This is a genomic window from Microbacterium sp. (assembly GCF_031178445.1).
In the GTDB taxonomy this organism is placed as follows: domain Bacteria; phylum Actinomycetota; class Actinomycetes; order Actinomycetales; family Microbacteriaceae; genus Microbacterium.
On the sequence record NZ_JAPSIY010000001.1, the window covers coordinates 331,237 to 342,517 of the forward strand.

The window sequence follows — 11,281 nt, forward strand, 5'->3', positions numbered from 1 at the left end:
ACGCCATCACCGTCATCGGAGACAGCACAGCCAAGAACACCAGCGGCAACACGACGAATGCACCCGCATCCACCGAGACCAACGCGCACACCGACGGAACCAACTCGCTCCTCGGAGGCACCCAGGTCCTCGCACCCATCACCGCACCGGTCAACGTCTCAGGCAACGCCATCACCGTCATCGGAGACAGCACAGCCAAGAACACCAGCGGCAACACGACGAATGCACCCGCATCCACCGAGACCAACGCGCACACCGACGGAACCAACTCGCTCCTCGGAGGCACCCAGGTGCTGCTGCCGATCACCGCACCGATCACCATATCGGGTAACGCGATCTCGGTGATCGGTGACAGCACGACCACCGGTCCTGGCACTGTTCCTGGCACCGATCCGGGCGCGGACCCCGGTACCGACCCGGGCACGGACCCCGGAACCGACCCCGGAACCGACCCCGGAACCGACCCCGGTACCGACCCCGGAACCGACCCGGGCACGGACCCTGGAACCGACCGGCATCCGACGATGATGTCGCGCACGTCCACGACAGGCAGCGGAACGCTGGCTGCGACGGGTGCGACGTTCGACCCGGCTGCGCTGGCGCTGGCCGCCGTGCTGCTGGCGTTCGGGGGCGTGCTGCTTCGCCGCCGAACGCGTCGGAGCTGATCCGCTGATACAAGCGGAAAGCCCCGGATCAAACGATCCGGGGCTTTCCGACAGGCGCGCGAGAGTTACTTTGCGGCGATCACCTGGAGGGTGATCACGGCGGTGACGTCGTCGTGCAGACGGACGGTCGCCTCGTGCTCGCCGACCGACTTGATCGGAGCGGCGAAGTGCACCTTGCGCTTGTCGATGGAGCCCAGGCCCTCAGCGGCGACGGCGTCGGCCACGTCGGCCGTCTTCACCGAGCCGAACAGGCGACCCTCGGCGCCGGCCTTGACGGCCAGGCGCACCTTGGTGCCCTCGAGCTTGTTCTTCAGAGCCGTGGCCTCATCGAGGTCGTGGATCGCGCGAGCCTTGCGGGCGGCCTGAATCGACTCGACCTGCTTGGCGCCACCGCGGGTCCATGCGACCGCGTAGCCCTGGGGGATGAGGTAGTTGCGGGCGTACCCGTTCTTGACCTCGATGACGTCACCGGCGCTTCCGAGCCCGGCGACCTCGTTCGTGAGAATCAGCTTTGCCATTGTCGGTACCCCTTAGCGGCCAGCGCCGGCGTAGGGCAGGAGAGCCATCTCGCGAGCGTTCTTGATCGCACGGGCGATCAGACGCTGCTCCTGCACGGAGACACCGGTGATACGACGGGCGCGGATCTTGCCGCGCTCCGAGATGAACTTGCGAAGCGTGGCGACGTCCTTGTAATCAATGACGCCGACCCGGATCGACTTCGCGGGAGCGGTGGGCTTGCCACCCTTCCGCGGCTTGCGGCGGTCGCCGCTCGACTTTCCAGCCATGAGTTTTCCTTAAGAGATGAGGTCGGATGCTGATGGCATCCGGAATTCCTTAGAACGGGGTGTCGTCGCCGAAGCTGCCCGGAGCACTCCAGGCGTCAGCGCTCAAGGAGCCGGGGGTCGACCACGGCTCATCAGAGACCTGCTGCTGCTGCGGGCGCGACTGCCCACCGCCGCTCGATGCGGCCCGCGTGACCTGTGCCGTCGCGTATCGCAGCGACGGACCGATCTCGTCAACCTCCAGCTCGATCGCCGTGCGGTTGTTGCCTTCGCGGTCCTGGTAGGAGCGCTGACGCAGACGGCCCTGCGCGATGACGCGCATGCCCTTCGTCAGCGAGCCCGCCACGTGCTCGGCGAACTCACGCCACACCGACGCGCGGAGGAACAGCGCTTCGCCGTCCTTCCACTCGTTGGCCTGGCGGTCGAACGTGCGCGGCGTCGAAGCGATGGTGAAGTTCGCCACCGGCAGGCCGTTCTGCGTGTAACGCAGCTCGGGATCTGCGGTGAGGTTGCCCACCACGGTGATGACGGTTTCGCCGGCCATGAGCCTTAGGCCTTCGCGACCTTGGGCTTGCGGGCGGCCTTCTCAGCAGCGCGCTTGGCCTCGGCGGCGACCATGGCCTGTGCCTCTTCGGCACGGAGGACCTTGGTGCGGAACACGAGTTCGCTCAGCTTCAGCTGGCGGTCGAGCTCCTGGGTGGCCTCGCTCGTCGCGGTGAAGTTGACGACGGCGTAGATGCCCTCGTTCTTCTTGTTGATCTCGTAGGCGAAACGGCGCTTGCCCCAGATGTCGACCTTGTCGATCGAGCCACCATCGTTAGTGATGACCTTCAGGAACTTGTCGAGGTTGGGGGCAACCTGGCGCTCGTCCAGCTCGGGGGTCAGAATGACCATGAGCTCGTACTGGTGCGTCACTTACCCACCTCCTTCGGACTAGAACGGCTCCCGGGACTTTCCCGGAAGCAGGAGGGTGTGTGCACGTCGTCCGCCCCGAGCGGATGCCGGAGGGCAGACAACCTGAACAGTCTAGCGGAGATCCGGGCGTGTCGCGAACGACGACGCCGCCACCCCCGCTCGCCGTCCTGTCCGCCACCCGTGCGCTGGTTTCCGCCGGGTGAATTTCTCGGAACGCTCTTGTATTCCAATATATTGCGCGTCAGGATGAGAGCGCGCTCCGGCGCATCTCCCCAACCACGGGCTACCGCCCAGCTAACGAAGGAATGAAAATGGACGCGATTCTCGGCCTCGTCTCCGGTCTGCTCAGCACCATCCTCGGCCTCCTCGGCGGTCTCGGCCTCTGAGCCGGTCGCAGCCGGAGATGCACCGCATCCCGGCTCCCTGAAGAACTCAGCACGAAGCGAAGCCCTGTGGGACGCCACAGGGCTTCGTCGTGTTCGGGGCGAGTCTCAGTCGCGGACGGAGGAGCCCGCGAGCCGTCGCCCGACCGGCTCCGCCAGCGGGCTCGGGGCGAGCGTGAACTCCTCGGATGCCGTCGACGCGGAGGCTCGGCCACGGCGGCGCTTGACCGCGATGAGCGCCGCCACTACCGGGGCGCCGAGGGCGTGGGCGAGTGCGCCGACGGCGGTGCGGTCCTCAGCGCCGAGCACGCTCTTGCGGTGCCAGGCCGCGTGCAGCGCCCCGCCACGCGGGCGCGGCACAGTACGGGCCGGCAGCATCCCGCGTCGACGCAGGGCGACGAGTCTGCGGGTCTGCTCCCACCAGGTCGACTCGCGACGGTCATGGAAGTAGTTGGCCGCCGCCCAGCGCGGATCGGGATGCCGGAAGCGGCGGGTCACGACGTCGTCCGCGCTGCCGAGCAGCCCGCTGCCCTCGAACACCTGGTTCAGCAGCTCGGGACGCACCCCGAACTCGTCGAGCGCGATGACAGGCACTCCGGCGGCCAGCGCTTCGACGGCGGCCGTCGAGCTCACCGTCACGAGCCCCTCCGCAGTCGCCAGTGCCTCTGACATCGGGGCGAAGGAGAAGACGAGGTTCTCCGGCGCGTGATCGAGCAGCTCGGAGTAGCCGTCGCGCTCCTGATGCGCCTCCACCTCGCCGGGCCGCGAGCGCAGCTTGATCACCACTCGCCGCGAGGGGTCGGCGACCGCCGCCAGGCGGAGGATCTCGGCGATGCGCCGTCGCTCTTCACGATCACCGGGAACGAGCGCCTGAGCGGCGAACACGAGATCGGTGCCCCCGGGGCGCTCCGCACCGCCGACCGCGAACGGCAGCGTCGCGAGTGCGACCGGCACCGTCACGCCCAGTGCCCGGCCGAGACGCGAGTACGCAGCCACCTCACGACGCGAATGCACCACGAGCAGGTCGCTGTAGCGGCGGTACTCCAGGGCGCCGCGCAGCGCCGGCACCGACATGCCCGGAAGTCCCGTCACGACGACGGGCCGGTGCGCAAGCCTGTCGATCTCCCGCGAGAGCAGCCTGACGAACGGCGCGCGCCCCGCCAGCACCACCACGTCGGGGCGGTCGCGCGCCAGCCAGTCGGCGACATCCGCGAAGGCGATGCGCGTCACCGATCGCGGGTGCTCCGCGAACCGGGTGCCCGCGACCGCGGCATCCTTCTGAGCATCACTGACGGTCAGCGGGGTGCGCACGAGCAGCAGGTGCTGGCTGACCTCGTCGACCCTGTCGACGAGGTGCGCCGCCCACTTCACGAAGGAGTCGGCATCGCCGACGACGACCACTCGCAGCCGCCGCGGCCTGCTGCCCGGGTAGGTCATGCCCCCACCCGGCGCAGTTTGGCCATCGGCGCGAGCTCACCGGGATAGACGCGCTTCACGCCGTCGCCCAGTGCCTCTTCGATCACCCGGATGTCGCGCACCAGGCGCTCCAGCCCGCCGGGCTCCAGGGAGGCGGCGTGATCGGAGCCCCACATGGCCCGGTCGAGGGTGATGTGCCGCTCGACGGCCACGGCGCCGAGTGCGACGGCGGCGAGCGAGATCTGCAGGCCGCGCTCGTGACCCGAGTACCCGACCGGCACACCGGCGTATCGATCGCGCAGCGCCGGGATCATCTTGAGGTTCGCCTCGCCCGCCTCCATCGGATACGTCGAGGTCGCGTGCATGAGGATCGTACGATCGGTGCCGAGCGCGTCGAGAGCGCGGTCGATCTGCTCGATCGTCGACATCCCGGTCGACAGGATGACGGGCTTGCCGGTCTCACGCAGGGCCTGCAGCAGCTCCGTGTCGGTGAGGCTCGCCGAGGCGACCTTGTGCGCGACGACGTTCAGGTCTTCGAGGAACTCGATGCTCGGCAGGTCCCACGGAGAGGCGAACCAGTGCAGGCCCGCCATGGTGGCGTAGTCGCCGATCTCGATGTACTGATCGCGGTCGAACTCGACGCGATGACGGTACTCGAGGTAGGTCATGGTGCCCCAGGGCGTCTCTCGGGGCACGTCGCGCATGTGCTCGGGAGTCGCGATCTCGGGTGTGCGCTTCTGGAACTTCACGGCATCCGCACCCGCTGCGCAGGCGACGTCGATGAGCTGCTTGGCGATCTCGGCGTCACCGTTGTGGTTCAAGCCGATCTCGGCGATGACATAGGTGGGGCGGCCTCCGCCGACCACTCGTTCTCCGATGCTGACGGTCATGATGACGCTCCGTTCGTGCGGGTACCGCTCTGGTTCTCCGGTCGTTCTTCCCGGTCTACGCGCGCGAGATGAACCGCCGGAGGCGATCGGGTGACGCCTCGCGGAAGCACGTCGGAACGCACGTGCGGGGCCCGGTGTGTCAGCGCGGGAGCATCCGCTCGATGACCTCGCGCACGGCGCCTTCGCCGCCGCGCCGGGCGAGCACCACGCGGGCGGCGGCCTTCACCGCCGGATGCGCATTCGCGACCGCGATCGGCCAGCCGACGAGCTCGAGAGCGCCGAGGTCGTTCACGTCATTGCCGACATAGGCGATGTCGGCGAGCGGGATGCCGTTCTCACCCGCCCACGCGGCGAGCGCCGCCGCCTTGTCGTCGATGCCGTGCAGCACCGGCACCCGCAGCTTCTCGGCGCGCCGGGCGACCACCGGGTTCTGCTCGGTCGACAGGACGAGCATCGGGATTCCCGCTCGGCGCATCCGTGAGACGCCCATGCCGTCCTCCCTGCTGACGCGCACCGATTCACGGCCGTCGCTGTCGACCGTGGCGCTGTCGTCGGTGTGCACGCCGTCGAAATCGGTCACCAGCGCCGCGGCGGCGATGCGGCCCCCCTCGGCGGCGAACAACGGCGCGATCGCACCAGCGAGACGCAGCTGGTGCTCATCGTCGATCTCGATCGCAGACGACTCGGGCACCTCGACGATGCCGACCAGCCCGAAGAACCGGTGCTGGAAGCGCCGGAACCCCGCGGCCGAGAACGCGTAGAACGCGCCGGTCTCGAGGTAGTGGGGTTCGCGGTCCTGCCTTCGCTGGCGCCGCGCGGCGTCGTGGTTGATCGAGTCAGCCCGCCCGTCGGCATCCCTGCGCCAGAGGAAGCCGTAGGTCTCGTGCGCCGAGAAGACGCTGTCGAAGCGGCCCTCCGCGATGTGCGCCACGGCTTCCGCGATGCCGGCGCTCGGCACGAACGGCGAGGTGGCCTGCACGAACACGACGACGCCCACCCTGACGCCGTCAGCCTCGAGGGCGTCCAGTGCGTGCAGCAGCGCACTCTCGGACGAGGCCGTGTCGCCGGCGATCTCAGCCGGGCGTGCGACCACCCTGGCACCCGCGGCCTCAGCGACCGCGGCGATCGCCGCATCGTCGGTGCTCACCACCACGAGATCCACACCGGATGCCGCCGACGCCGCACGCACAGCCCGCTCGACGAGCGGCATTCCGCCCACCCGGCGCAGGTTCTTTCCTGGTACGCCCTTCGAACCTCCGCGTGCGGGGATGATCGCGACGTTCAGTTCGCGCGCCCGCCGTTGCGCGCTGCTGTTCTCCGCAGCATCCACCCTCGCGCGGCTGTTCTCCACAGCCTCCGCCCTCGCGCGGCTGTTCTCCACAGCCTCCGCCCTCGCGCTGCTGTTCTCGTCGCGCGCTGCGTCGATTCGCGCAGCGCGTGCAGAATTCTGCAGCGCGGAAAGCCGCCCACCGGCGAGATTCTCGTCGCGGATATCGGTCATCGGCCTGTCGCCGCCTTCCACACTCGACGCGCCCGCCGCCGCGCGCCCGCGGCCGTGAGACGCAGCTCCTCCAGGCGGCCCACTCCCCCGGCCGGTTCGATGATGCGCTGCAGCGGCGTCGCAGAGGGGGCGCCGGGCAGATCGAGAGCGCGCAGCCGCGCAGCCGGCACGTAGCGCTCCCGTTCCTCTGCGCTCAGTGTGCCGAGCAGCTCGACCGCGCGGGGCCGCAGCTGCCCCACGATCTCGGGCTGCATGGCGTAGCCGACGGTGTCGATGAGCTGCTGCATCCGACCGGGTTCCCGCCAGTCGTCGCGGGTCATGGCGTCCACGATCGTGGCAGGGATCCGGTTGCTGTTCTCGTACGGGGTCAATCGCGCCAGCACATCCGCGGTGCCGACGGCGTGGATGCGCGTGCCGAACAGCGTGTGTGCGGTGGGCAGCGCCGTCGAGAAGCCGGCGACCATGTCGCTCGCCCCGAGCCGGCGGGCGACATGCTCAGCGGGCTGGTCGCCGGTGTAGGTCGCGAAGGCCACACCTCTTCGCATCGCTCTGGCGGCGAGCGCTTCCGTGAGCCCAGGCGGCGCCGACGGATGCGGCTTGAAGACCACCCGCTCGGCACCGGCATCCGCGGCGCCATCGATCATCGCGGCCTGCATCTCGTGCTCCTCCTGAGTGGTGACCAGCCCGAGCGCTGCGAGGTACTGGCCGATCACGACGGCGGTGCGGAGGTCGTCTTCGCCCAGCCTGTCGAGCTCGGCGTCGGGCGCGGCATCCCCGACCTCGCCGAGCACGGCGCCGAACGCCGGCACCGGCACCGCGACTCGGCTGGCCCCCGTCTCGACGAAGACGAGTGGCTCGGCACCGGGCACGACATCGGGGTACACCACGCGCGCGACGCGCTCGGTGAGCTGCCGCGGCAGCCGGCTGCGAATAGGCGAGTAGGTCATCAGGCCGTCGCCGATCACGCCGAGCCGGGCACTGCGGAACACCTGCATCAGCGTGCGGGAGGGCGCCACCTGCGGCGACTGCACGAACAGTTCGATGTCGGCGTCGCCGAGGGCCCACGCCCTGCGGAGCAGCCGCTCGATCATCGGGAGGTCCTGCTCGTCGGGCTCCCACGTGGTGGGGTGCTTCGGGTCGATGAGGGGGTTCAGCGGCTCGGCCTCGTCGAAGCGAGCCCTCAGCGTCGCAAAGCGGGCGGCCGACGCGAGATCGATCGCGGTCTCCGGCACGGCGGCCGTGTTCATCGGCACCAGGATGCGCCGAGAGGCCTCACCGAGCAGCCCGGCGTCCAGAGCAGCCGCGGCGGTCATCAGCCCGTAGCCGCTGTGCAGGGCGAACAGCTGGATCACGTGCGGTCCGCCTCTCTCAGCACCCTGGCCAGCACCCGCCGCCGCGGTCCGCCGATCTTCGTGATCGCTGCGGCCGCCTGATCCCGCGGAAGTCGGGCGAGCAGCGAGCGGATTCCGGCGCGCAGCTCACGGCGCACGGCGGGATGCATGCGGCGAGCGCGCACGAGGTGGTGAGAGCTCAGGGCAAGCACCGTGAACGCGGCCTTCGGCAGCATTCGTTCGGCCTCGGGGTCGGCTTCAACGAGGTCGAGCACCTCGCCAAGGGCACGGGTGAAGTGCAGCTGCCGCCGATCGAGCGTCTTCGACAGCGAATCGGCCAGCCCTCGCCGGTAGAGGATGTGCGGCGCATCCACCACCGCGAAGGATGCCGCCTCCAGGTGCAGGCGCCAGACCCACGGCCGGTCCTCCGCGGTGAACAGCCCGTCTCGGAACCCGGCGAGACCCGCGTCGAGCACCCGACGGTGCAGCAGGCCGGCCCACGCGTAGGGGTAGTCGACCATGCTGCGGTCGTCGGCGGGCAGGATCGCGTCCCGCGGGGCGGCGGCCACGCCGCGGCACGTGAACGGCGCCCGTACCAGCCGGCGCTCCGCGCCCTTCACGGTGACATGGTCGGTGCGCACGAAATCGCAGCGCAGCTCACGCAGCGCCCCGGCCAGCACCTGGAGTCGGCCCGGCTGCATCCAGTCGTCGCCGTCCAGGAAGCAGAACGTCTCGCCTTCGACCCGGGCGAGACCCTGATTGCGGGCCGTGGCGAGCCCCCGCGGCCGCGGGTTGACGATCACCTCGGCGTTGTCGAAGCGCTCTGCGTACCGGCGCATGATCTCGCCGGTGTCGTCGCGGGAGCCGTCGTCGATCGCGACCAGCTTGAGCGCGGCTGCGTCGTCGAACTGCCGGGTGAGCGTTTCGAGCGTCGTGCCGATGAACCGGCCTGCGTCCTTCGCCGGCACGATCACGGTCACGAGCGGGGCGGTCACCGAGTCATCGTGCAGTGCCTCGTTTACGCGGCGGCGACGTCGGGATGAACAGCGGGTGACGAGGCCTTCGCCTGCGGCGCTGAACCACGAAGGTCACCGAAGACCACGTCGTCGGCGGCAACAGCGTGGTCTTTCGTGAACAACGTGGTCGTTCGTGCCGGCATGCTTCGCGGCGCAGCGCCCTCCGCGTCGCGTCAGCGGGCGCGGGTAGCGTGGGTGCATGAAGTGGATCGCCGACCCGTCCGCGGGGTCGTGGCTGCGTGAGCGGCTGGATGACAGGCACGAGACGATGCACGGTGTGGTCCCCCGGGGGTTCCCCGCGTACGCGCGGGTGTTCCATCCGGCATCCGTCCGGTCACTGCCCGGTCGGGCCGTGCCGAGCTGGGACGAGCTCGATCGGATGCCGGATGCCGACCGCGACGCCCTGTTCGGGCAGTACGTCGACGAGCCTGCAACCTGGGCCGAGACCGCCGCGGCGTACGGCACCGTGCTGCATCCGCAGGCGCAGTGGGGTCGGATCGTGCGCACGCCCGCCGGGGGCGACTGGCGCAGCCGGGTCGCGCCGGACGGGCGGCAGTTCGACGCACCCGTCGAGGGCGAGATGGAGCCGAGGCTGCTCGCGGCGATCGCGCGCCATCTCGTCGCTCACACCTCGACGCCGGATGCCGGGTGCGCGGCGGTCTGGGAGGGCTGGGGCGGACTGACCGGCTACCTGGGCCACCCCGCCACCCCTGCCGTCATGAGCGACGACCCGGCGCACCTCGAGATGCTGCAGCGCAGCATGCACGATCCCTTCAACAACGCGTTCCGAAAGCCGACCTGGCAACCAGGGATCCTCCCGGACGAGGTCTCCAACGGCCGGCGACTGGAGCTTCCCGACCGCGCTTACGTGCTGTTCTCGGCCGCGCCGTCGGCGTTCGCCGATCCCGATTGGACCCTCTATGCCCCGTGGCGCGACGTCGAGTCCGAACGACAGGGCTTCCCGCCTTCGGCACATCATCCGAGCATTCTGTGGCCGGCCGATCGAGCCTGGGTGCTCGTGAGTGAGATCGACTTCGACTCCACGGTGATCGCGGGCTCGCCAGCGCTCGTAGCCGCGATCTGCGCGGACCCGGACATCGAAGCGCTCCCGCTGCCCGAGAACGCATGCCTGACCTGGGATGCCGACGAGGTGAACCGATGACCGTCCCCAGCGAGACGCCGCGCTATCCGTTCGACACACGCCCCTTGACGGATGCCGTGGATTCGCGAGCGGTGTCGGAGTTCTGGCGCCAGATCAAGGCGAAGCATCCGACGTCGATCGGCAGCGTGATCGCCTGGGTCGTCCTGGGCATGGTCGGCGTCGTCGTCGTGGTGCCCGTGCTCGGCAGCGCCGTCTTCGGCATCATCCTCGGCACCACCGGCGGCGGACACGGACCGCTCGGTGCGGCGTTCAGCCTGCCGCTGATCCTGATCGCCGTCGGCCTGGGTGTCGGCATCCCGCTGTCGGTGGTCACCTCGCGCCGCAGGCGCCTCTCCACCTACCGGATCGCGCGCTTCGCCCAGGCCAACGGCATGGCCTACGAGCATCGGGTGGACGCCCCCGGGCTGCCGGGCGTGATCTTCCAGAACGGATCGGCCCGCACGTCGACGGCACTGGTGCGCGGCTTCCAGCCGCGGTTCGTCGAGTTCGGCAATTACCAGTACACGACCGGCTCGGGGAAGAACCGCACGACCCACCATTGGGGCTACGTGGCCGTGCGCCTCGACGTGCCGCTGCCGAACATCGTGCTCGACGCGCTGGGCAACAACGGCCTGGGCAGTAACCTTCCGGCTTCGTTCTCGCGCGATCAGCGCCTGTCGCTCGAGGGCGACTTCGACCGCTACTTCACGCTGTACTGCCCGCGCGGGTACGAGGCCGACGCGCTGTACCTGTTCACCCCCGACATCATGGCGCGGTTCATCGACCATGCCGCGCAGCTCGACGTCGAGATCGTCGACGACTGGATGTTCCTCTACATGCAGCGCCCCGCCTCGACGACCGACCCCGCGACCTGGGCGTGGCTGTTCGGGGCCGTCGGCGCCCTGATGACGAAGTTCGATCAGTGGGCGCGGTGGCGCGACGAACGGCTGCGGGCTGCGCAGGCTGAGGGGTCCGCGGGCCCCGCGGCCGTGAGCGCAGGAGCAGCTTCCGCGGCCGATTCAACCGGTGCCACCGCACCCGTCCCACCGGCACCTTTGCCCTTCGCGCCTCCCGCGGGGATGGTCGTTCCGCCGCCGGGTGTGGCTCCTCCGGGCCGGCGGCTGAAGAAGGGCGTCTCCTGGGTGACGATCGTGGTGTTCATCGTCGTCTTCCTCTTCGCCGTCGTCCCGCAGCTCTTCGGCGGACTCCTCAGCCTGTTCCTGCGCTGAGCGCAGTCGGCG

The 11,281-nt window shown here is 69.7% G+C and carries 12 protein-coding genes; 3 read left to right on the forward strand and 9 right to left on the reverse strand.

The annotated features are described in order from the left end of the window. The coding region (locus RIN43_RS01610) for a chaplin family protein (RefSeq protein ID WP_309127121.1) at positions 1-665 on the forward strand (665 nt) is incomplete at its 5' end. A gap of 65 nt (positions 666-730) precedes the next feature. Here the strand turns inward: RIN43_RS01610 and rplI are convergent. The 9 genes from rplI to RIN43_RS01655 form a co-directional block, all read right to left on the reverse strand. Then, positions 731-1,183 (reverse strand): 50S ribosomal protein L9, encoded by a 453-nt coding sequence (gene rplI / locus RIN43_RS01615; protein WP_309127122.1) that lies wholly within the window; start codon positions 1,181-1,183, stop codon positions 731-733. Between the two features lie 12 nt (positions 1,184-1,195). Next, entirely contained in the window at positions 1,196-1,450 is a 255-nt protein-coding gene (gene rpsR, locus RIN43_RS01620; RefSeq protein ID WP_045257356.1) for a 30S ribosomal protein S18, read from the reverse strand. Between the two features lie 49 nt (positions 1,451-1,499). Beyond that, complete coding sequence (locus RIN43_RS01625) at positions 1,500-1,991, reverse strand: single-stranded DNA-binding protein (RefSeq protein ID WP_309127123.1); 492 nt, start codon at positions 1,989-1,991, stop codon at positions 1,500-1,502. 5 nt (positions 1,992-1,996) lie between these two features. Beyond that, a complete protein-coding gene (rpsF, locus tag RIN43_RS01630; protein ID WP_222446529.1) occupies positions 1,997-2,362 on the reverse strand; it encodes a 30S ribosomal protein S6 in 366 nt (121 codons plus the stop codon). 491 nt (positions 2,363-2,853) lie between these two features. After that, positions 2,854-4,182 (reverse strand): DUF6716 putative glycosyltransferase, encoded by a 1,329-nt coding sequence (locus RIN43_RS01635; protein ID WP_309127124.1) that lies wholly within the window; start codon positions 4,180-4,182, stop codon positions 2,854-2,856. Beyond that, entirely contained in the window at positions 4,179-5,051 is an 873-nt protein-coding gene (locus RIN43_RS01640) for an N-acetylneuraminate synthase family protein (RefSeq protein WP_309127125.1), read from the reverse strand. The genes RIN43_RS01635 and RIN43_RS01640 overlap by 4 nt, the downstream gene beginning before the upstream one ends. 139 nt (positions 5,052-5,190) lie before the next feature. Continuing rightward, complete coding sequence (locus RIN43_RS01645) at positions 5,191-6,552, reverse strand: acylneuraminate cytidylyltransferase (protein WP_309127126.1); 1,362 nt, start codon at positions 6,550-6,552, stop codon at positions 5,191-5,193. After that, on the reverse strand, positions 6,549-7,904 hold the full coding sequence (locus RIN43_RS01650; protein ID WP_309127127.1) for a polysialyltransferase family glycosyltransferase: 1,356 nt from the start codon (positions 7,902-7,904) through the stop codon (positions 6,549-6,551). The genes RIN43_RS01645 and RIN43_RS01650 overlap by 4 nt, the downstream gene beginning before the upstream one ends. Then, positions 7,901-8,878: a glycosyltransferase family 2 protein gene (locus RIN43_RS01655; RefSeq protein ID WP_309127128.1), complete on the reverse strand. Its 978-nt coding sequence runs from the start codon at positions 8,876-8,878 to the stop codon at positions 7,901-7,903. Before RIN43_RS01655 ends, RIN43_RS01650 begins: the two co-directional genes overlap by 4 nt. Positions 8,879-9,098: 220 nt before the next feature. On the opposite strand from RIN43_RS01655, the gene RIN43_RS01660 reads away from it, so the two are divergent. Both RIN43_RS01660 and RIN43_RS01665 read left to right on the forward strand, forming a co-directional pair. Beyond that, positions 9,099-10,061, forward strand: a complete 963-nt coding sequence (locus RIN43_RS01660) for a hypothetical protein (protein ID WP_309127129.1) — start codon at positions 9,099-9,101, stop codon at positions 10,059-10,061. Next, the gene (locus RIN43_RS01665; protein ID WP_309127130.1) at positions 10,058-11,269 is read left to right on the forward strand and encodes a hypothetical protein; all 1,212 of its coding nucleotides are present in this window, start codon (positions 10,058-10,060) and stop codon (positions 11,267-11,269) included. Before RIN43_RS01660 ends, RIN43_RS01665 begins: the two co-directional genes overlap by 4 nt. The last annotated feature ends 12 nt before the right edge of the window (positions 11,270-11,281 follow it).

Coding starts and splice junctions, on each gene's coding strand:
- rplI (WP_309127122.1), bottom strand. CDS start 1,183: ATGGCAAAGCTGATTCTCACGAACGAGGTCGCCGGGCTCGGAAGCGCC.
- rpsR (WP_045257356.1), bottom strand. CDS start 1,450: ATGGCTGGAAAGTCGAGCGGCGACCGCCGCAAGCCGCGGAAGGGTGGC.
- RIN43_RS01625 (WP_309127123.1), bottom strand. CDS start 1,991: ATGGCCGGCGAAACCGTCATCACCGTGGTGGGCAACCTCACCGCAGAT.
- RIN43_RS01635 (WP_309127124.1), bottom strand. CDS start 4,182: ATGACCTACCCGGGCAGCAGGCCGCGGCGGCTGCGAGTGGTCGTCGTC.
- RIN43_RS01640 (WP_309127125.1), bottom strand. CDS start 5,051: ATGACCGTCAGCATCGGAGAACGAGTGGTCGGCGGAGGCCGCCCCACC.
- RIN43_RS01645 (WP_309127126.1), bottom strand. CDS start 6,552: ATGACCGATATCCGCGACGAGAATCTCGCCGGTGGGCGGCTTTCCGCG.
- RIN43_RS01660 (WP_309127129.1), top strand. CDS start 9,099: ATGAAGTGGATCGCCGACCCGTCCGCGGGGTCGTGGCTGCGTGAGCGG.
- RIN43_RS01665 (WP_309127130.1), top strand. CDS start 10,058: ATGACCGTCCCCAGCGAGACGCCGCGCTATCCGTTCGACACACGCCCC.